The sequence below is a fragment of the Methylacidiphilum kamchatkense Kam1 genome (assembly GCF_007475525.1).
Taxonomy (GTDB): Bacteria; Verrucomicrobiota; Verrucomicrobiia; order Methylacidiphilales; family Methylacidiphilaceae; genus Methylacidiphilum; species Methylacidiphilum kamchatkense.
In genome coordinates, this window is record NZ_CP037899.1 from 1992893 (window position 1) to 2014561 (window position 21669).

Below are 21669 nucleotides of genomic sequence, written 5' to 3' on the forward strand. Positions count from 1 at the left end.
CTTTTAAATATCTAAATTTTTTACCTGAAGAGCATTTTCTTCTATGAAACGTTTTCTTGGCTCAACATCTTCGCCCATCAGAGTGATGAATATTTTTTCAGCCTCAATAGCGTCAGCAATCTCAACCTTCAGCAATTTTCTTTTCTGAGGATCCATCGTCGTCTCATAGAGCTGCTTAGGATTCATTTCTCCAAGTCCCTTAAACCGTTTGATTTCGACTCCTTCTCTGCCATTTTCTTTTACGACATCCAAAATTTGTCCAATTGAAAAAATATCGAGCAGCTTCTCCCCTTTCTCTCCTTTCTTAACAACCATTCTATAGAGAGGATGCTCTTTGGATCTGTAGCTTTTGATTTCAAACCCAAGCTGTGCAAGCTCATCGAGGATCTTCATCATAATGGGACTTTCAAATAGTTCTACATAGGCCGCACGACGCTTGCTATCTGCTCCATGCCGCTCAGAGGCATCAACCGTCGATGCTCCATTTTCTATCCCAGCCGCTTCAAAAAGCAAAAGATCTGGATTTTCTTCAGCAAAACGACCCAACTCTCTATCATCAAAGAAAAAGAAAAGTTTTTCCTGATTGTTTTCCCAAACCCGAATAATATGCTCAGGAAGTTTGCCGCTTTGGGGATCCTTTTTAGAAAGCAATAAATCGAAGTCCACGCCATGAAGTTCAAGATATTTGCAAAATTGACTAAGTTTTTCAAGTTTCGACAACAACAAGAGCAGGATCTCCCCACAAAAGACCTTGTGTTCCCCAACAATAGAAAGCTCGACATTTTTTACTCCCTGCTCAAGCAAAATTCTATTAAGCTCCTCGTCGTTCTGGACGTATTGTTCTTCCTTTTTTTTGTCGATAAGATACAGTGGGGGTTGTGCAATATAAATATGACCGTGGTGGATAAGCTCAGGCATTTGTCGGTAAAAAAAGGTTAAAAGCAAGGTGCGAATATGTGAACCATCTACATCTGCATCTGTCATCAAAATGATTTTGTGATACCTCAATCTCTCTAATAGAAAAGCCCCTTCACCATCTCCCTCGCCAATTCCCGTTCCAATTGCTGTAATAATCGTCTGGATCTCTTCATTATTAAGGACCTTATCTAAGCGGGCTTTTTCTACATTGATTAGTTTTCCTCGAATAGGAAGAATAGCCTGAAACTGCCTATTCCTGCCCTGCTTTGCTGATCCACCAGCAGAATCACCTTCGACGATAAAAAGTTCTGCTTCTTGCGGATTCCTTACCGAACAGTCGGCTAGTTTCCCAGGCAATCCACCACCGCTTAAAGCCGTTTTACGAACTGCTTCCCTAGCCTTTTTAGCTGCTTCTCGGGCTCTAGCCGCCGTCAATGCCTTCTCAACGATTTTTCTTGCACTTTGAGGGTTGGACTCCAAGTAATTCATCATCCCCTCATAAACAAGAGAGGCGACTAAGCCTTCGACTTCCGGGGAGACAAGTTTAACTTTCGTCTGCGATTCAAAACTTGGATTGGGATGCTTTAAGGATAGAATGCAAACTAATCCCTCTCGGACATCTTCTCCACTCAATGGAGGGTCCTTCTCTTTAAAGAGATTATTAGCTTTTCCGTATTGATTGATCGATCGGGTAAGGGCTGTTTTTAGGCCCGAAAGATGGCTTCCTCCATCAGGATTAGGAATACCATTGGTATAACAAAAAATCTGTTCCGTATAGCCTTCCGTATACTGAAGCACACAATCAAGGATCAGATCCTCTTTTTGTTTTTGAATAACAATCGGCTTAGGACAAAGCGGTTTGAGATCTTGAGTAAATTGAGATACAAACTCAACAATTCCTTCTTTAAAAAAGAATCGAAAGGTGTTTGGTTTAGACCCATCAATGGTCCTTTCATCCAGAAGCAAAATTTCAAGTCCCGGATTAAGAAAGGCAAGCTCTCTAAGCCTTTTAGCAATAATCTCCGTTTTAAAATCAAGCGTTGTAAATATTTCAGGGTCTGGCTTGAAAGTAATCAACGTTCCCCTCTTCTGGGTTTTGCCAACCACCTCTAATGGTCGAGAAGTTTTCCCTCTTCGAAACTCCATCCTGTAGACCTTGCCGTCTCTGAAAACTTCCACTTTAAACCATTCCGACAATGCATTTACGCATTTTGCTCCTACCCCATGCAGTCCCCCCGAATATTTATAGACGCCTTGTTTGAACTTGCCACCAGCATGGAGATTTGTTAATACCAATTCTACAGCAGGGATCTTAAACTTTGGATGCGGCTCCACAGGAATGCCACGGCCATTATCTAAAATGGAAATCGACCCATCCACATGGATGGTCACTTCAATCCGGCTACAATAGCCAGCTAAATGCTCATCAATGGAATTATCAAGGACTTCAAAGACACAATGATGCAACCCTCTTTCATCGGTAGGGCCAATGTACATCCCAGGCCTTTTCCTTACAGCTTCCAAGCCCTCTAATTTTTCTATTTGGGAAGCATCGTAGCCAACTTCAACTTTCGGCAAAGTAGAAAGATCAGAAGAATCTAGCGACATAGTATTCGTTCGATTGGTTTAATGCAAAAAAACAATATAAACATTAAGAAAATTCAATGAAAAAAGAGATCGATAAGAAAGCCTTCTTTAATATACCTAGATTTGCATTCAATTAAAGGAAAAAATTAATACAGCATTGTTCTTATACATTTTCTTTAAAAAAAGCGATCTTAAAAAAGAGTTTTTTATACATTTTTCTCTTTATTATGTATTGTTTTTTATATTTTAATGCCAACGGAAGATTCTTTCAAAGAACATCTCTTTTTTCCTTTTGTTTCGATTAATTTTGAACCGCATACATAGTTAGTATGGGTACGGATAAAAAAAAGAAAAAAATACTAGTAGTCGAAGACGAAGAAGATGTGTCGGAATTGATCTGTATGCATCTTAAAGCTCAGGGCTTTGAAACGGTTGTGGCAAAAGAAGGAATGGAAGCCCTTCGAGTTACTAGAAAACAATTGCCAGATCTGATCGTTCTCGATCTTATGATTCCTGAATTTTCTGGGATTGATGTTTGTAAGTACTTGAAAAAAGATCCCGATACGTCAGCTATCCCGATTGTGATATTAACAGCAAAGTCTGATCCATCAGATAGAATCTTAGGCTTGGAGTTGGGAGCAGATGATTACATTGCCAAGCCATTCAGCCCTAGGGAACTTATCTTAAGAATCCAGTCCGTCCTCCGTAGACGATTTGAAATCCAAAGCCCCGTTGGGCAAGCCGAACATGACGATCAAATCAGACTCGATCCGATTGATAAAGTTGCTTACTATAAAAAGAGAAGAATTGAGCTGACTCCTATTGAATTCCGGCTGCTTTCTACTCTGATGGAAAAAGAAGGGACAGTCCAAACCCGAGAACAATTGCTTAAGGAAGTCTGGGGATACGAAAAGACTATTGATACGCGTACGATCGACACCCATATCCGAAGGCTCAGAGACAAGCTTGGGAGAGCGTCGCAATTTCTTAGAACAGTTAGAGGCATTGGTTATAGGTATAAAAAAACAACTTAAGGCTGTTGTGCTCTTTGCTTGTTTGATCAGTTTTTAGCACTTCATTAGGATTATGCTTTGGCTTACTCTCAGTTTTGTTTTTGTTTTAACCGGAGTCTTCCTTACTCTCTTTATTCTTCGACAGAACTTTTGGCTCTCTAAAATTCGGAAAATAGAAAAAATTACCCAATCTATAAGGAATAAACAGATCCCCTCTTCTTTTTTGCTTTCTGGAGATCCATCCCTCTCAGCGATATCGAGGAATCTTGAAGCTATCTCAAATGAATTTCACTCTCTTATACGCACATCCAAAGAAGAAGAAATTAATTTAAATACTATTTTAAAATCGATGACCGAAGGCATCGCTATAATTGACCGCAATCATTTCATAAAATTAGCCAATGACTCTTTCAAAAACATCTTAGGCTTAACGACCAATCCTCAAGGCAAAAAACTTCTTGAATTGATCCAATTACCCGAAGTTGAACGGATCATCGAAAAGGCATTTGAAAATCAAAAACCCCTATCGCAGGAAGTTCTTGGAATAGACAATAGCAGCAATTTAACTGGATATTTTGTTGTGGATGCTGTTCCTGTGGTGAATGAAAATACAGAAATAGCGAGTAATATAATGGTTCTCGTCTTCCGTGATATTACGGAAAGAAGAAAATTCGAAGAGGCAAGAAAAGAATTTATAATTAATGTGAGCCATGAGCTGCGGACTTCATTGTCCATTTTTAAAGGATATGTCGAAACTTTAATAGAAAATCCGAAACTATCAAAAGCGGAAACTAAAAGGATTTACGAAATTCTAAAAAAACATTGCGTTAGACTTTCTGCTTTAATCGAAGATCTTTTGCTTTTGGCCAGGCTTGAATCACGCAAACTGATCATTGAGCCCTCCGCTTTCGTAATAAAAGATCTCCTGGAAGAAACCCTTCAAGAGCTCCATCCCCTTTTCCAGCAAAAAGAATGTCAGGTCAATCTGGTTATTGAAAAAGACTTGCCACCCATAGAGGTTGATCCTTTTTGGTTCCAACAAGCTGTTTATAATTTGATTGATAATGCCGTCAAATTCTCCTCTCCCCCTAGAAAAGTGTTCATTGAAGCGCAGAGAAATGATCCATACTTTGTTCTTAAAATTACAGATAATGGTATTGGCATTTCTCCAAAAGACCTGCCTTTTATCTTCGATAGATTTTATCGTGGTGACAAGTCTAGGAATACAGAAGGGGGTACGGGATTAGGCCTTTCGATCACCAAGCAAATTGTTGAACTTCATGGAGGGAAAATCAGGGCAAAGAGTAACCTTGGCCAAGGAACAACAATGGAAATAGAAATTCCCATGCGTCAAGAAAAGCCACCTTCGGCTAGCTAGAAGAAAAAATCAAAGCAGCTTAGGGCGGAGAAGCTACAACCCTTTCTGCTGGTTTTACTGGCAAACTTCGATAGGGCTCTAAGAGCGCCTGGATTAATCGCTGACCACTTTCAGGAACGGCAATTCTTCCGGAAAGGATTTGATAAGGTATGCATTTGGTTTGATAATATTTCCAGTTTGTTTCGGGGTCAGCTACCAGATCAATATTGCCTATGGCAATCCCTTTCAACTTTTTCTTAGAAATTAGATAGACATAAACGGCAGCAGTCGGAGAAATGGCTTGGTCTTCTGTTAATTCGACTAATCCCGGTTGAGCACTCTGCCCAACTCCAATATTGCATTTGGTCCCCTTGATTAGCAAATCAATTGTTTCCTGGGTATTGATCACCAACAATAGATCCGCAGATAGGAAACCGACGCTGAGTCCCAAGTCCCATCCAGATACCTTTACTGCCAATGGGCCTGACCAACGTCCTTCAGGAAGCCGAACTATAATTAATCCGACTCCTTGCCTTTCTTTCATGAATAAGCTAGCCTGGTAGAGACTGATAAACCCTATGCCTTTTGCCTCTTGAAAGATCGGTTCTGGAACATTATCCTTATAGCGATTTTTCATCATTTGAATAAGAGGCACCACTTGATCAATTTTTTTTTCAAGGTTCCATGCACAAAGCTTTTGAATAGAAAAGGCTAATAACAAAAGACTCCAAAAGATCGACCAAAAAAAGGTCTTTGTCTTTTGTCTTCCCTTGTTTAACACTATCATGACCTTGATGGAATTAATGACGGTAAGTTTCAATGCGGTTGATCCAGCCTGCGAGCCATCTTTCCTCATGACGGCTAGGAGGTGCATTTTTTACTCTTCTCTTTAGCACATTTTCAGCAGCCTGACAAAATGCATCGACCGGATCGCCCCCATCCATTTCTTCTAGAACTTGTAAAAGACCCCATCCTTTCCCTTTATACCTCTCGGTAGGCCAAGTTCCATCCCCTTTAAAATTCACATAATCTATCAAAGCGTATACCCCCCTTGGAGATTGAGAAAGCAAAATAAAATTCTCTTCCACTTTTTTCTTTTCGTTTGCAGGACTCAGCGCCAACATTTTGGGCAAAGCATTTTTTAGCTTCAGAATCGCAAACTGAATCTGAAGAGGAATAGTATCTAATAAAAAAAGCTTTAATTCCTCCATCTGCCTTCCTCCTTCCGCAGCATAAAAAATCGCGCGCGTAGACCAAGGGCAATTGGACTGAGGAGTCAACCACCTAGGCAGCTTAGCTCCATTCTCAAGGGCAAACTCTAAGAAGCGAGGGAAGCTTTCTTCAAAAGGACCTTTCTTTCCGGCTGGGTACCATATAAAATGACATATACCCAAAGAAGCGAAATCCTCGCCCACATTCCATGCCAGTAACCCGGATACTTTTCCACCAGACTCATTTTCCCAGATTTTTTTTCCTATGAGCTCCGCTTGGCTTGCTGTCAAAAAAAGTTCCCCTCTCTTTTTTTCTTTTCCATTGGTCAAGGCAAGAAGAGGTATCCATAGGAACAGAAAGGAAAATAAAGAGAGGCGATCGATCCGCCAAGCCATTCTTATCCTCCCTCTCTTTTTCAAATCTAAAATGTAGCTCCTCTTTGAACAGATAGTTTGGGAAAATTGACTTTCTAATAGAATTATCCGAAGATATTAAAAAATAAAGAACTGATTTTTGGTTTCTAAGAACTGTTCTTTTTCAACTGACACTCATTCATGAATACTCTAAGCAAAGAAAAAAGTCCTTACTTACTCCAACATGCCCACAACCCTGTCCAATGGCAGCCATGGACGGAAGCAACTATCCAAAAAGCAAAGGAACTCAACAGGCCAATTTTTCTATCTGTTGGCTATTCAACCTGTCATTGGTGTCATGTGATGGCTAAAGAATCTTTTGAAAATCCAATAGTTGCTGAACTGCTCAATGCTTTTTTTATACCAGTAAAAGTAGATCGAGAAGAAAGGCCTGATATTGATCAGTTCTACATGGAATTTGTCCAGGCTTTTTGTGGACAGGGAGGATGGCCTATGAGTGTCTGGTTGACACCAGACTTAGAGCCATTTTTTGGCGGCACCTATTTCCCTCTAGAAAGTAAATGGGGACGACCTGGCTTTATTGATTTGCTTAAAAAAATTGCCAATCTTTGGCAATCTCACCGATCGGCTCTTCAACAACAGGGTCAGGAAATACTTAATAAAATGCGGGAAAGTATCCTTTGTTCTATAGAAACTGAAAGCCAGCCAAATTTAACACAAATAGCAAGAAAAACAGTAGAACAACTTTGGGCGAATTTTGATAGCGTACATGGCGGCTTTTCTCCTCCTCCGAAATTTCCACGTCCTAGCCTTTTCTATTTTTTATTTAGGGCTGGTTCCTTCAAAGAACTCCCAGAACCCCTCCAAAATAAGGCTATGAGGATGGCCCTTTTTACTCTTCAAAAAATGGCTTGCGGAGGTATCCATGATATTCTGGAAGGAGGATTTCACAGGTATTCAGTAGATGCACAGTGGCGACTACCACATTTTGAAAAAATGCTCTATGATCAAGCCCATCTAGCTATAGCCTATTTGGAAGCTTTCCAAATAACTAATGACTCTCTTTTCAAAGAAACGGCCACTGCTATTTTCGAATATCTTTTTAGCCATCTCTATAATCCTGCTGGTGGTTTTTATTCTGCCGAAGATGCTGACAGCCTAACTTCTTCGGGAGAAAAAGCTGAAGGAGCTTATTATTTGTGGACTATGGAAGAACTTGAACAAATTCTCGAGGGGGTGACAGGTAAAGAACGAAGTAACGTATTAGCTTCATTCTTTGGGGCCACCGATCAAGGCAATCTTTCAGAAGGATTAGGATCTGAGCCATCAATGCGGTCAAAGAACATGCTCTTTTTTTCTAAACCACTTTCTGCGTTAGCCGAAGAGCTCAAAATGCCAATAGAAGAAACTAAAGCTCTTGTTTTAAAAGCAAAAACTGCCCTAAAAGAAGCCAGGTTGAAACGACCTAAGCCTTTTTTAGACGATAAAATCATTACTGCTTGGAATGGTTATGCGATTTCTGCTCTGGCAAAGGCTTACATGGTATTAGCTGACAGTCGATATTTAAACGAAGCTAAAAAAACAGCAAATTTTATTCTCGAGCATCTTTGGGATCCTGATAATAAAATCCTTTACCGTATATATCGCCAAGGCAGAGGATCTATCCCTGGCTTTGCTTCCGACTATGCTTCTCTTGCCGCCTCCCTACTTGACCTTTTCGAAGCCGATCAAGATGAAAAATGGCTGCTGCAAGCAAAAGTGTTTCAAGAGCTGCTCGAAGAAAAATTTGCTGATCCCTACAGACATCAATATCTTTCTAGAGCCATAGAAACGGCGGCAACGATCATTCAAACAAGAGAAGAATATGATGGAGCAGAACCTGCGACTCTTTCTTTATCGGCATACGCTCTCTTGAAGCTCTTCAGTATAACCGGAGAAGAAAAATGGAAAAAAAGGCTAGAAGAATTGTTTAACAGCGCATGGCCTATCTTAGAAAGATTTCCAACCGCATTGCCTTATTTCCTAGGAGTTTATTTGGAATACTCAGTTTCACCCGTCGAAATTATTCTTGTGGGAGAAAAAGATGACTTAAAAACAAGAGCCTTCTACAATGCCTTATCCAGTGTGCTCATTCCGAATCGGATCTTTTTAGTTCTTGATCCTCGCCAAGGAGTGCCCAGAACTTTCAAATCTATAGATTTTTATTCTAATCTTCTTTCAGTTTATCCAGGATATCCTGTTGCCTATATCTGTGCAAGAGGCCAGTGTAGCTTGCCACAGACCGAGCCTGAAAAGGCAATAGAGCTCCTTAAATCTCATGCCACTTTATTTTTAGAAAAGGATTATCTTCCCTCTTTAGATTGATTATCTACGAGTCCCTTTTCTATGATAAGGCCGTTAGCTACTGCCTTTTAGCGCTTTTTCCCATGATCGCATTTTGTCTTAAAACCAAAACAGTTTTTAGCATGGGCGCACTTAGCAGCGCAGTTACAATTTATTTTTGAAACAGTGGATGATCGAGCATGGGAGTTCATTAAAAAACCGCCAACAAATAAAAAAAGGGACAGCCATAAAGAAACCATAGTTTGTCTTTTCATAGTGTTTTACTATACCAGTATCCTCATCTGAAATAAACGATGAGAATCTGGATTATTTTCCTAGTCTTTATTTTCCTAGTCTATTAAAAAAGGGGAAGCAGTGGAACAGTAGAAGCTCCTGCATAAGACAATGTGAATTGGATTAAATCTCTAGGGACAATTCTTGAAGCGGTAGGCAAAAATCCCATCATCCACTAGCTAATGTACAAGTTTGCAGAGTTTTAAGAGTTTTTTCTCAGATTAATGCCATTAGCTAGCAACTCTGATTTCCTTTGATCTTTAGGGCCAAAAATTGTATTGAATGGCACCCCATCCTTCAAAATCCTGGTACCAGCCAGAGTGAGAAACTAATGTATGAAATCCAGCCTGCGGAGAACCTTGAAAGGTAAAATCCATTGGAGCAATGTACCTAGTGGTATAGGCTAGGATCAAATCCCAATGTGGAAAAAGTCTTATAGCCAATCCTCCAATCAATTTGGAGGTAAAAGCCAGAGCAAACGAACTTTGTCCAGGAACTAGAAGTTCCTCCGCATGTGGTCCAAGAATACTTTCATCGATAAGCCAATTAAACGCCACCCCAAGAGTTAGCCCTATGAAAGGAACAAATCGAGTGGCATTAGAAAAATTGACGACGCCAGCAATTTCTGGAATAAAAGACTGATTGGTACCGTTGTTATACGATGGAGTCGCTGAAAAGGAATTATAAGAGAAACCAGAAGAACTTATCTGTCCATAGTTTAAGACCAAGGCTATGGCTGGAATTGCTTTCCACCCTTTGTCAGAAAAAAGGCCGATAGCAGCTTCTTTAAAATCGTATCCTAAATATAGCCCCCCAAAATATCCTGCATGGGGCTGAGTATATCCCTCTGCGTGTTCCATTCTACCTGTTGAAAAGTAAGCCGAAGTAGATGTTCTAGATGGCCAAAAGCCTCCTGAAAAGAACCCTACAAACAAATCTCTTCCCCAGATTTTTCTAGCCTTTCCTTGTAGAGTTTGCTCTTTATCTACAAGAATTTCCTCAATATCTTTCATGTCGACTTGAGCATGGACCCAACAGAGAAACCAAAAAAAGTAAAAACCAAAAAGGAACCTTGTTCTAAGAATCATATACTCCAACGAAAATTGACCCATTTTTCCTCCACATAAATCCACCGGTTGAATGGAAAGAGTAAAGACATTTTCTTATTTCTAGTTATATGGTAATAAAAAAAATAAAAGCATTATTCTTCAAACTTGTTCTTTATAACTTTACCAGATGAACGAAATTCCCCCATTCCCTGAAGGAGATGTGTTACTAGCCCATAGAGCCAGCCGTATGATCTTTTCAGGAAGAATCCTCTGCCGTTTCGGAACGGCCCTTAATGCTTATAAGAGTAACTAGACAATGTTGGCCCATGTCCATGAACAATATTACCTCAAAGGATTCACGAAAAAGTCATTTGCGATACGTTTTGGAAACGATACCCCTTGATCCTAGGCAATAGAGGAAGGACATCTATGCACCACGCTTACAACCTCACGCTAATCGATCTTCCAATTCTCAACCTTTGTGCATTACCAGCTTCGATGTGGTTATGTTTCTGGATTTTTATCAAAAAAGAATTTTTAGAGACTAGTTTTCCAAGAAATTATTTTTCATTTGAACAAAAAAATTCCCATTTTTACCCTAAAAAAACAGAATTATGATAACAAAAAAAAACAAGCCAGGATTTTCGTCCTGGCTTGTTTTTAGAATCTATTAACTTAATATTCCATATCACCCATTCCACCGCCGGCAGATGGGACCGCTGGTTTCTTTTCCTTTTCAGGAATTTCAGTAACCATCGCCTCCGTAGTAAGCAGTAAGCCAGCAATAGAAGCGGCATTTTCAAGAGCCGTTCTGGTAACTTTAGTCGGATCGACGATACCAGCTTCAAACATGTCTACAAATTTATGTGTAGCCACATCAAAGCCCTCGTTCCCTTTTCTAGCTTTCACTTCATTAACAATAACGCTCCCTTCTAATCCAGCGTTATAAGCTAGGGTTCGCAGAGGATATTCTAGCGCCTTATACACAATATCAGCGCCGATTTTCTCATCCCCTTTCAAAGAAAGCTCCTCGATCGCTTTCTGGCATCTCAACAAAGCAACGCCACCACCTGGGACGATGCCTTCTTCTACTGCAGCCCTTGTTGCATGGAGAGCATCTTCTACTCTAGCTTTCTTTTCCTTGAGTTCAGTTTCCGTGGCAGCTCCAACCTGGATCACTGCAACACCCCCAGCCAGCTTAGCCAGTCTTTCTTGGAGCTTCTCACGATCATAATCCGAAGTGGTTTCTTCTATCTGCCTCTTGATCTGATTGATTCTTCCCTGAATTTCACTTCTGCTTCCAGCACCTTCGATGATCGTGGTATTTTCCTTTTCCACGACGATTCTTTTAGCCCTCCCAAGATCTTCGAGCTGCACGTTTTCAAGCTTTATGCCCAGATCTTCTGTGAGGCAGCGTCCACCTGTTAATATGGCAATATCTTCAAGCATTGCCTTTCTTCTATCACCGAATCCAGGAGCTTTGACAGCACAAACCTGCAAAGTTCCTCTTAGCTTATTGACAACAAGGGTAGCTAAAGCCTCACCTTCCACATCCTCGGCAATAATCAACAGTGGCTTACCCGCCTTGGCTATTTTTTCTAGCAGTGGCAATAGATCCTTGAGGCTAGAAATCTTTTTCTCATGAATCAGAATATAAGCATTTTCTAATACCGCTTCTAACTCTTCAGCGTTTGTGACAAAATATGGAGAAATATATCCCCTGTCGAATTGCATGCCTTCTACAACTTCCAGAGTTGTTTCAATGTGTTTGGCTTCTTCGACAGTTACTGTTCCATCTTTTCCTACCTTATCTAAGGCATCAGAAATGATTTCCCCTATAGAAGTATCCCAATTTGCAGATACCGTAGCTACCTGTTTGATCTCTTCTTTTCCTTTAACAATATGGGATATTTCTTTTAGTTGCTTGACTACAGCCTGGACCGCCTTGTCAATTCCCCGCTTAAGATCCATTGGATTAGCCCCTGCTGTAACATTTTTCAACCCTTCCTTGTATATCGATTCAGCAAGAACGGTGGCTGTTGTTGTTCCATCCCCTGCAACGTCACTTGTTTTTGAAGCGACTTCCTTTACTAATTGAGCACCCATATTTTCCCATGGGTCCTCCAATTCAATCTCTTTGGCAACAGTTACACCGTCTTTTGTGATGGTAGGGGAACCGAATTTCTTATCAAGTATAACGTTGCGTCCTGCTGGGCCCAACGTGCATTTAACCGCCTTACTTAACTTTTCGATACCACGCAAAAGGGAATGCCTAGCAGATTCATCAAAAATCAATTGTTTGGCAGCCATTGGTTACCTCCTTTTAATAGTTTATCGTTTGTTTATTCTTCAATGATGGCCAAAACATCGTCTTCGCGAAGAATCTGAAAGGATTCTCCATCGATTTTTACTTCAGTTCCACCATATTTGCTAATGAGAACCTTATCTCCTTTTTTTAGCTCTATAGGAATCCTTTTCCCGTTTTCATCCAACTTTCCAGGACCAACAGCAATAACCGTTGCTTCCTGGGGTTTTTCTTTGGCTGTATCCGGGATAATGATTCCTCCTTTTCTTACTTCCTTTTCTTCGTTGAGCTTGACTAATACCCGCTCACCTAAAGGGCGAATTTTAGGTTCAACCATCTTTACCTCCTTTTTTCAAGTTAGTTCCAAAACCATTGTTTTGATCTCATCTAAAGATTTATTTTATCTCCCAGTATAGAGATCAAGCCTTCCGCACTAGGACCCTTGAGGCTTATCCTTGTCAACTTTTTCAAACTCTGCATCGATTACATCGGATTTTTCACCACCTGAGCTTGGTGGCGGAGGAGCACTCGAAGAAGACTTGGATGCAGCCGCTCTATACATTTCTACTGAAATGGCTTGGACTTTTTCATTGAGCTCCTCCATAGCTTTCTTGATAGCATCCGTGTCATCCCCCTTAATAACTTCTCTAACTTTCTCAATGCATTTCTCAATCTCCAGCTTCTTAGCTGAATCGACTTTATCACCGTATTCTCTTAAGAGCTTTTCTGCTTGATAAGCGGCATTATCCGCATTGTTCTTCGCCTCAGCTCTCTCCTTATTCTTCAAATCCTGTTCTCGATAAGCTTCGGCCTCCTTTGTCATCCTTTCGATCTCTTCCTTGGAAAGTCCGCTAGAGCCTGTAATCGTTATTTTTTGCTCTCTGCCCGTTCCTAAATCTTTAGCAGAAACATGAAGAATTCCATTGGCATCAATATCAAAGGTAACCTCAATCTGCGGCACTCCTCGAGGAGCCGGAGGAATACCGTCCAAATGGAAAACTCCCAACAGCTTGTTGTCTCTAGCCATTGGCCTTTCTCCCTGAAGCACTCTTATTTCTACACTTGGCTGGTTGTCTGAAAAGGTGCTGAATATTTGGGATTTGCGAGTAGGAATCGTCGTATTCCTGGGAATCATAGGAGTCGCAATGCCTCCAGCTGTTTCAATAGAAAGAGTCAAGGGAGTAACATCTAAGAGCAGCACATCCTTCACTTGTCCCTTTAGCACTGCTCCTTGTATGGCTGCTCCAACAGCCACTACCTCATCAGGATTTACTCCCTTATGAGGCTCTCTGCCTATAAGCCGTCTAGCCGTTTCGATAATTTTCGGCATTCTGGTCATCCCCCCAACTAGCACAAGCTCATCAATGTCGGCAGCCGTTAATTTTGCATCCTTCAAACAGTTGAGAACAGGCTGAACCGTTCTTTCAGCAAGATGTTCAGTCAGTTGCTCTAGCTTGGCTCTCGTCAATTTCTTTTGAATATGCTTGGGACCTGTTTGATCAGCTGTGATAAAGGGCAAATTGATCTCATATTCAAGGGCTGAGGATAAGGCTATTTTGGCTTTCTCAGCCTCTTCTTTGATCCTTTGAACTGCGTCAGGTTGACCATGCAAATCGATACCTGTTTCTTTTTTGAAATCTTGAATAATCCATTCCATTATGGCCGCATCCCAATCGTCGCCTCCAAGATGCGTATCCCCATTGGTCGCCTTAACTTCGAAAACTCCCTCCCCAATCTCCAAAATAGAGATATCAAATGTCCCTCCACCTAAATCGTAAACGGCGATCCGCTCGTCCTTCTTTTTATCTAGACCGTAGGCAAGAGAAGCTGCCGTCGGCTCATTGATAATTCTCAATACTTCAAATCCAGCAATTTCACCGGCAGCCTTGGTAGCTTGACGCTGACTATCGTTAAAATAAGCAGGAACTGTGATAACCGCCTGGGTAATTTTTTCTCCAAGTTTGGATTCAGCGTCCGCTTTCAGTTTCATCAATATGAAAGCAGAAATTTCCTGAGGCGTATAGATTCTTCGTTCCCCTCCCACTTCTACTTCTACCGCACAATCACCGTTCTTGCCTTCTATGACCTTATAAGGAACCCTTTTTATTTCTTCTTGAACTTCGCTAAACTTTCTTCCGATAAACCGCTTTATGGAATATATGGTATTTTTAGAATTGGTGATCGCCTGTCGCTTGGCCGCCTGACCTACTAATCTCTCTCCACTTTTTGTAAACGCCACCACTGATGGTGTTGTCCTAGCCCCTTCGGAATTCTCCAAAACCACCGGTTGGCCGCCCTCCACTATCGCCATACAGGAATTCGTCGTACCTAAATCGATGCCTAATACGTGTGCCATGCTTTTTTTGGAGCAAAAAGTATGCCATAAAAAAAATAAATTTAGATCTTATTCGAATACAAGGAGATATTTGAATAGTAGATTTTTATATTTTTTTTTTAGGAGGGCATAATTGCGTCATTTTGTCCCACTATAGTGGTCAAATGGATCCACCACTCAATTTTTTTAGCATTTCAAATAATCTAAAAGGAAGACCATAAAAAGAGCCATTACTGAAAAACACTACAACGTCTCCTGGAATCAATACTTTCCGAAGCCTTTCCAGGATATCCTCAGGCGAAGAACAGAAATACGAGGGGATGCCTTTGCGATTAATATCCTGAACAATTTTTTCTGGATTCAGTCTTTCGGTAGGAGGAATCCCTTCTTTGTTAGCTACCTCACTAACGATGACTCCATCAGCAAAAGACAGAGAATGGGGCAGCTCTTCTTGAAAAACAGCTCTTCGAGTTGTATTACTCCGAGGCTCAAATACTGACCAAATCCTTCTTCCAGGATAACGTTGCCGAATCGCTTGAATTGTTTTACAAATGGCCGTTGGATGATGACCAAAATCATCCAAGACTTTGATGCCACAAACATCCCCCAATACTTCTAGCCGACGTTTGACTCCAAGAAATCCCCTCAATGCTTTGGCGATTACTTCCGGTCTTATGCCATAAAGGGTGGCTGCTGCAATGGCCATCGCTGCATTCCTAACGTTATATTCCCCAGGCATGGGTAAAAAAAATGATTCCCCAAGCATCTTGAAGTTACTACCTGCCTCTTCGTAGGCAATCTCACTGATCCGAAAGTCTGCCTTTTCCCCCAATCCTACGGTATAGACCGGCGCAAAGGAGCCTTTGGCGACTTCCGCAATGGCTGGATCGTCCTCTGGAATGATTAAATGGCCTGTTTTTGGAATCAAATGAACAAGTCTTTTAAAGGAAAGCAAAATATCTTCTAGGCTCGGAAAAATGTCTGCATGATCATATTCAATATTATTTATAATAACTGTTTGAGGAAGGTAATGGAGAAACTTACTCCTTTTATCAAAATAGGCTGTATCATATTCATCCCCCTCCAAAATCCAGTAGTCACTTTGGGTATATCTGCATCCGGAAGCAAAATTTTTAGGAAGACCTCCAATAAAAAAGGAGGGATTAAGGGAAGCAGATTCAAATAGCCATACTAGTAGGGAAGTGGTAGTGGTTTTCCCATGGGTTCCAGTGACAATGATATTCTGTTTGCCATGAAGAAAGAAAAATCTCAATATTTCAGGCAAAGACACAAAAAGGTATTTTTTTTCTAAAACCGCTTCCAGTTCTGGATTACCTCTTTTGATCGAATTTCCAACAACAACTAGGGTTCCATCCACTTCCTTTGGAAGATTTTCTGCTTTGTATCCTTCCGCTACCACTATTCCTTTCTGGCTCAAAAAGGTCGATAGGGGCGGATAAACATTTTCATCTGATCCTCCTACGACATAACCCATATCTTTGAGCATCGAAGCCACAGCTCCCATAGCCGTTCCACATATTCCTAAAAAATGGAACCGAAGCTCTTTAGTAAAAAATGGGGTTATCGCAGCCATGAAGACCGATTCCTACACTAAATGAGAAAAAAAGCAAGACTATTCAGTAAAATAGGAATTTAATTTAGTATTGATAAAATTTTCGATTTCCTGAATCCGAAAAGAGGGCCAGAGAAAAAGTTTTTCCCAATGGCTGACGATTTTATCGATTCCCGAACTTAGAAGATAAAATTTCCAGCGTAATGAATGAACAATAAAAGGATCAAAACTGCAAAAACCAATGAACTTTTGAGAACCAATGTCAGTGGCCCTGTTCAGCTGCTTGCAGACAAATACCACCTCAATTTTCAAATTCCTAAACAAATAAAACCGATACTTTGCTAACCGTGGATGTACTGGATGAATCAAATCGATATTAGAAGGCAAGCCTTCTAACGGATGGATACTCCATATCCTTATACGATCCAGTTTTTTAGATAACTGTTCATATCTTTTTTTATGACTCGCAAAATTTTTTGTTCCATCTAAAAGAAGAGTTAGTTCCCCACCCTCCTCCCCATTTTCCAAGGCCAGATCTTCAATGGTATAACCAATAGCCTTCTGGACATAGCCATTAAAGAAATGAAGGTGGTCAGTATTTGGAATCTCTACGAGCTCCTTAGGCAAGATACCATTGGTTGGACAATATCTTAATTTAACAGAGTAAGTCGGCAAGCAGCTTCGCTTGAGATTCTCATGGAACTTTTTTTGAAACAGCAAATTGATATCCTTTAGTAGATTTTTTTCACCCGTGTCATGAACTGTTTTTTCTTCCATGCTATTGACATTAACTAATCTCAATATCGCAAAGTGGCAACTCCCTTTTTTTATTTCTTAGAGCAAAAAAAAACCTTTTCATTAACTCCAAAGACTCTTCAGATCTAATTCCAGAAGTAATTTCCAATTTTTTTCCCCCATTGAAAAAAAATGTGCGAGGTTGAAATATTCCTTTTTTAGGGTCTTCAATACCAAATACCACTCTTGCAATGCGACTCAATAGGATAGCGCCATAACACATTAAGCAAGGCTCTTTGGTGACATACATAGTCGTTGCTGTGAGCCTCCAATCTCCAAGAAGAAGCTGCGCATTACGGATGGCTTCAATTTCGGCATGAGCTGTTACATCACAGCATTCCTCTACCCGATTTCGTCCCATGCCTAGAATCTTTTGATCCCGCACAATTACTGCTCCAATTGGAACTTCCCCCTTTTCAAAAGCTTCTATAGCCTGCTCTAAGGCTTTTCCCATGAAATAATTATCAACTTCTAACTGATCAGTTTTCATGGCTATAAGCTAGAGTAGAGTCGGACTTGATATATTCTTCTTAGCATAAGAATACTATGTGTTAGCTCCTGCACGCAATCTACAGGAATTAGCCGCCTTCAAATCCTTTCTATTAGTTCTTTCTGACAGAAGTATAGAACTATCTCCTTTACGAGCAAAGCAGGAGGACCCACCCTATTAATTAATATTTTTTATTAGTATTGACAACGATATTTGGCACTTTTCTATTTATTCTTTGCCCGTAGTCCTCTACAAAACCTTGAACCTAAGGACAGCTATTACCTCGACTTTCCCCTTATCTGTCCCAAAAGCATGCGGCATGCCGCTTATTTTATTGGCTCAAAGATTGACGCATAACATTTAGTTATTTAAATTAAAAAAATTACTCTTCTTTTGTTCAGAAAAGTTTATTGCTTGCAATAGATCAGCAGATGAAGGCAAACAAGCAGCGACTCTTTTGAACCTATTCATTGAAGTGTCTAGCCATGAACGAGAAAAGTATTTATGAAAAATTAGTCCAAGGACAGCCTGGATGGTGTTCTTTAAGGGATCAGAGTCTTTGGAAGGTTTATGGCAAAGACAGGACAAAATATTTAAATGGACAAATCCCAGCTGATCTTTCTTCTCTACCTGTAGGACAATCTTTACACACGGCAGCACTTAATAGAAAAGGAAGGATCGATTGCGAACTATGGATAGCCAATCAGCAAGAGGCATTTTATATCGATGCGCCAAAAGAGATCAAAGAGAGTACGGAGAAGCGATTAACAAGTTTTCTTGTCGCAGACAAAGTTTCGATCGAACAGCTAGATAACTCCTATAGACTCTATCATTATTTTGGTCTAGAGTCACCAAAAGGCTTCGAATTGTGTTTTTTTAACAAAAGATTTGGTATTCCTGGATGGGACATATGGACGCAAACTGGAATTGAAAATTTCAGTTGTATGGAAATACCTCCCAAGATATTGGAAAGTTTACGACTCGAAGCGATGATTCCTAGATGGGGCTCTGAGCTAACGGCGAATATTATAGCTTTGGAAGCTTTTCTTAACAAAGAAGCAATCAGCTTTACAAAAGGTTGTTATGTTGGCCAAGAAATTATTTCTAGGATCCATCACTTAGGACAAGTGAACCATCTTTTAACTCTTTTCCTTTGCCTTGATGACAATGTTCCCCAATGCGCGCCGTTATTCGACCAAAATCAAGCCGTTGGCCGGCTAACTTCTAGTTGTTATTCCTTTGGCTATGAGAAACCGGTTGCTTTGGGATTCCTTAGAAAAGAATTCAGAAAAGAAGGAAATGTATTGCGCACTTCTAATGATTGTTATTTAAAGATCTTAAAAGCCCCACCCCCATTGGATAGGGGCTTGTTTTTCTTAAAAAGCTTCTTCAACCCTTTTTAGCCCATCTTAATATAAAGCAACGCCTATTTCCTCAGAAAGAAAGAACACCTTTCCTTCCATTGCTTCTTCTGTACATAGTTTTTTGGAAATGCATATAGTGCCTTATCCCTTTCCAAGTTTGCTGTGAACCTAGGTCAAGACCAAACAAAAAAAAAAATAAAACAGAGAGAGAGGGAATCAAAAAACTAAAATGGGAAATATTTTTACTTTTGGTTTTTAATTTTTTCGTCTTTTTCAGATTTTTCCATTGCCTCAGGCTCGACAGTAGATTCTTCTATTCTATATTTGCTTTTACCTATTTTTATAAGTCCGGGCGTTTTCTTCCCGGTTGTATAAAACCAACTGTAAAGATTATTTATCTTTACTCCAAGCTTTTCAGAAAGTTCTTTTACAGTCAATCCCTCGTTCCCAGCTTTTCTTAAAGCCTCCAGTATCGAGTTTTTAAGATGTCCTGGAATACTCCCTTTTTCTGGTCCCCTTCTTTTTACTGATACTCGTGTTTTCTCGATTCTTTTCTTGGGAACTTTTATCCCTACTTTCCAAAGAGTTTGTATCTTGCGTTCAATTTCAGAAACCTTTTCCTGAAGTTCTTCTTTTTCCTGTACGAGCTTGGCTAGTTCTTTTACTTCAGCACTCGTAAGATGTTTGAGTTTCATATAATTGTTATTTACTTTAAATTTCTTTATTTAATTAAGTATAACAACATTATTTTATGATGTTTCTCATTTTTATCAAATACTTTTATATAAAATCCTTAGGAAGATTTTTTCCATGAAAAAATTCTCGCTTTAAAAGAAGCTTTTTCTGCTTCTATCTTATTCCCTAACCTCATATAGGCTAAGGAAAGACTCGTCCAAACCATAGAATCCTCCGGCCGTATTTCAAGAGCCTTTTTATTAGCTTCAATTGATTTTTCGTATTCCCCTAATTTATAATAGGCCATTGCCAAAGCTTGCCATCCTTCGAAATATGAAGGATCAGTCTCTACACTTTTTGTATAATAAAATTTAGCCTTTTCTAAGTCTCCCACAGCGAGAGCTTCATTACCAAGTTCATAAAATTCTATTTTTGGTTCCATAAGCTATAGGTATAAACTGTTAGTCATCAACTCTATTTTGTTTGACAACTTGAAGAAGAGTCTCAATTAGCCCATCAATACTATGTTCTTTTGATTCGACATACACTTCTTGTTGAAAATCTTTTAAGGCCTTTGTTGTGAGAGGTCCTATGCTTACAACTTTAGGTATTAGAGAGGTATCATGGCATTGGAGGTTCAGTTGATGCCAATATCTAACTGAACTGGCGCTAGCAAATAGAATCCAATGGGCCCCAATATGTTTAAATCTCTCTCTGTGCCCACGGACGTCCTCGGTTTCGGGTTCAATAGCATATAAAGACCATTGATCGACACTGGCTCCCTGTGTTTGTAACATATTGGCTAGGCTATCATCGGCTAAAGAGCTTCGCGGCAGTAAAAACCGTAACCCCTCTATGCGCCTTTGATAAAAACATTCCCCCAAGCTCATGGAAGTAAATTTTTCTGGGATCACATCCACATGAAGATGGAAAGAGGCGATGGCTCGCGCGGTTGCCTTTCCAATCGCTCCCAGTTTTACTTTTCCGAGTTGTCGAATATCATTAGTAAGCCGAAGGAATTGATCAAAAAATATGTCTACTGCTGTTGGACTCGTAAAGAGAAGCCAATCATAAAAGGCATCAATATTTTCTAATATTTTTTTCTGCTTAGCATCCAATGGCTGAGGGACAATTCTAATTGTCGGAATTTCCAAGACTTCAGCTCCAAGTTCAATCAATCGCTTTGCTAGTCTTGAGCAAGCTTCTTTGGTTCTTGTCACTACCACTCTTTGCCCATAAAGGGGCTTATTTTCAAACCACTGCAACTCTTTTCTAAGCCGAACCACCTCTCCAATGACAATGATAGCAGGCGGAGCAAATGAAGCATGTGTTCCTGTCAATATGTCCCCTAGGGTAGATTCTACCACCTTTTGATAAGGAAAAGTTCCCCACGAAATAACAGCTAGCGGCGTCTTAGGATCCATGCCAGCCTCTATCAGGCTACTGACTATTGCCCCGATTCGCTCCACCCCCATTAATATGACCTTTGTTCCCTTTAATTTGGCTACCGTCTCCCATCCTATAGCCGAAGATTTCTTAGCTGGATCTTCGTGACCCGTGACAATAGTCAGTACCGAAGCATAATTCCTATGGGTTAAAGGGATTCCAGCATACGCAGGGACAGCTAAAGCGGAACTTACCCCTGGGACTATTTCAAAAGGAATTCCAGCTTGCTTCAAAGCTTCCGCTTCTTCTCCTCCACGACCAAACAAAAGAGGATCCCCCCTTTTAATCGGACGACATTCTTTCCCTCAGCCGCTTTAGAGATAAGCAACTGTTCTATTTCCCTTTGTGAATAAGCCGCTTTGCCGGCAATTTTCCCGACATAAACTTTTCTACAATGATTGGAAGCCCAATCTAAAATTTCTGGATTACAGAGATAGTCATAGAATATAAAATCCGCTTTCTCTATGAGCTCTTTGGCCTTGAGTGTTAAAAGCAATGGGTCACCAGGGCCGGCGCCAACAAGAAAAACCGTTCCAATCTTTTTATCCTTCATTTTGTGC

General features: G+C 40.3%; 17 protein-coding genes and 1 pseudogene. 4 read left to right on the top strand and 14 right to left on the bottom strand.

Features of this window, described 5'->3' with window-relative positions:
* Positions 1-3 precede the first annotated feature (3 nt).
* Positions 4-2526, bottom strand: a complete 2523-nt coding sequence (gene gyrB / locus kam1_RS09180) for a DNA topoisomerase (ATP-hydrolyzing) subunit B (RefSeq protein WP_039720853.1) — start codon at positions 2524-2526, stop codon at positions 4-6.
* Between the two features lie 308 nt (positions 2527-2834).
* On the opposite strand from gyrB, the gene kam1_RS09185 reads away from it, so the two are divergent.
* Positions 2835-3539, top strand: coding sequence for a response regulator (locus tag kam1_RS09185; protein ID WP_039720852.1), 705 nt, complete (start codon positions 2835-2837; stop codon positions 3537-3539).
* A gap of 52 nt (positions 3540-3591) precedes the next feature.
* On the top strand, positions 3592-4896 hold the full coding sequence (locus tag kam1_RS09190) for a sensor histidine kinase (protein ID WP_039720851.1): 1305 nt from the start codon (positions 3592-3594) through the stop codon (positions 4894-4896).
* 19 nt (positions 4897-4915) lie between these two features.
* On the opposite strand, the gene kam1_RS09195 is transcribed toward kam1_RS09190, so the two are convergent.
* Complete coding sequence (locus tag kam1_RS09195; RefSeq protein WP_244946056.1) at positions 4916-5749, bottom strand: lipid-binding SYLF domain-containing protein; 834 nt, start codon at positions 5747-5749, stop codon at positions 4916-4918.
* Complete coding sequence (locus kam1_RS09200; protein WP_039720849.1) at positions 5676-6482, bottom strand: hypothetical protein; 807 nt, start codon at positions 6480-6482, stop codon at positions 5676-5678. The genes kam1_RS09195 and kam1_RS09200 overlap by 74 nt, the downstream gene beginning before the upstream one ends.
* 159 nt (positions 6483-6641) lie before the next feature.
* Here kam1_RS09200 and kam1_RS09205 point away from each other — a divergent pair, with 159 nt between their 5' ends.
* Entirely contained in the window at positions 6642-8825 is a 2184-nt protein-coding gene (locus kam1_RS09205; RefSeq protein WP_143958409.1) for a thioredoxin domain-containing protein, read from the top strand.
* A gap of 512 nt (positions 8826-9337) precedes the next feature.
* On the opposite strand, the gene kam1_RS09210 is transcribed toward kam1_RS09205, so the two are convergent.
* The 7 genes from kam1_RS09210 to kam1_RS09240 all read right to left on the bottom strand — a co-directional run bounded on the left by kam1_RS09210 (position 9338) and on the right by kam1_RS09240 (position 17624).
* Positions 9338-10189, bottom strand: a complete 852-nt coding sequence (locus kam1_RS09210) for a hypothetical protein (RefSeq protein ID WP_039721051.1) — start codon at positions 10187-10189, stop codon at positions 9338-9340.
* 612 nt (positions 10190-10801) lie between these two features.
* A complete protein-coding gene (groL, locus tag kam1_RS09215) occupies positions 10802-12436 on the bottom strand; it encodes a chaperonin GroEL (RefSeq protein ID WP_039720846.1) in 1635 nt (544 codons plus the stop codon).
* A 32-nt stretch (positions 12437-12468) separates the two neighbouring features.
* The gene (groES, locus tag kam1_RS09220; protein ID WP_009061560.1) at positions 12469-12768 is read right to left on the bottom strand and encodes a co-chaperone GroES; all 300 of its coding nucleotides are present in this window, start codon (positions 12766-12768) and stop codon (positions 12469-12471) included.
* Between the two features lie 96 nt (positions 12769-12864).
* Positions 12865-14787 carry a molecular chaperone DnaK gene (dnaK, locus tag kam1_RS09225; protein ID WP_039720845.1) on the bottom strand — a complete coding sequence of 641 codons (1923 nt, stop codon included), beginning with the start codon at positions 14785-14787 and terminating at the stop codon, positions 12865-12867.
* 139 nt (positions 14788-14926) lie between these two features.
* Positions 14927-16360 carry a UDP-N-acetylmuramate:L-alanyl-gamma-D-glutamyl-meso-diaminopimelate ligase gene (gene mpl, locus kam1_RS09230; protein WP_039720844.1) on the bottom strand — a complete coding sequence of 478 codons (1434 nt, stop codon included), beginning with the start codon at positions 16358-16360 and terminating at the stop codon, positions 14927-14929.
* A gap of 39 nt (positions 16361-16399) precedes the next feature.
* Entirely contained in the window at positions 16400-17116 is a 717-nt protein-coding gene (locus tag kam1_RS09235; protein ID WP_143958410.1) for a hypothetical protein, read from the bottom strand.
* A 10-nt stretch (positions 17117-17126) separates the two neighbouring features.
* The gene (locus kam1_RS09240; RefSeq protein WP_143958411.1) at positions 17127-17624 is read right to left on the bottom strand and encodes a nucleoside deaminase; all 498 of its coding nucleotides are present in this window, start codon (positions 17622-17624) and stop codon (positions 17127-17129) included.
* A gap of 485 nt (positions 17625-18109) precedes the next feature.
* Here kam1_RS09240 and ygfZ point away from each other — a divergent pair, with 485 nt between their 5' ends.
* Positions 18110-19027 (top strand): CAF17-like 4Fe-4S cluster assembly/insertion protein YgfZ, encoded by a 918-nt coding sequence (gene ygfZ, locus kam1_RS09245; RefSeq protein ID WP_143958412.1) that lies wholly within the window; start codon positions 18110-18112, stop codon positions 19025-19027.
* 203 nt (positions 19028-19230) lie between these two features.
* Here ygfZ and kam1_RS09250 read toward each other — a convergent pair whose 3' ends face one another.
* The 4 genes and pseudogenes from kam1_RS09250 to cobA all read right to left on the bottom strand — a co-directional run.
* Positions 19231-19683: a hypothetical protein gene (locus kam1_RS09250; protein ID WP_039720842.1), complete on the bottom strand. Its 453-nt coding sequence runs from the start codon at positions 19681-19683 to the stop codon at positions 19231-19233.
* A gap of 98 nt (positions 19684-19781) precedes the next feature.
* The gene (locus kam1_RS09255; protein ID WP_039720841.1) at positions 19782-20105 is read right to left on the bottom strand and encodes a tetratricopeptide repeat protein; all 324 of its coding nucleotides are present in this window, start codon (positions 20103-20105) and stop codon (positions 19782-19784) included.
* Between the two features lie 19 nt (positions 20106-20124).
* The gene (locus tag kam1_RS09260; protein WP_391524879.1) at positions 20125-21087 is read right to left on the bottom strand and encodes a uroporphyrinogen-III synthase; all 963 of its coding nucleotides are present in this window, start codon (positions 21085-21087) and stop codon (positions 20125-20127) included.
* Positions 21064-21662 (bottom strand): annotated as a pseudogene (gene cobA, locus kam1_RS11320) (uroporphyrinogen-III C-methyltransferase); the annotation flags it as partial. The pseudogene cobA and the gene kam1_RS09260, both read right to left, overlap by 24 nt.
* Positions 21663-21669: the final 7 nt, after the last annotated feature.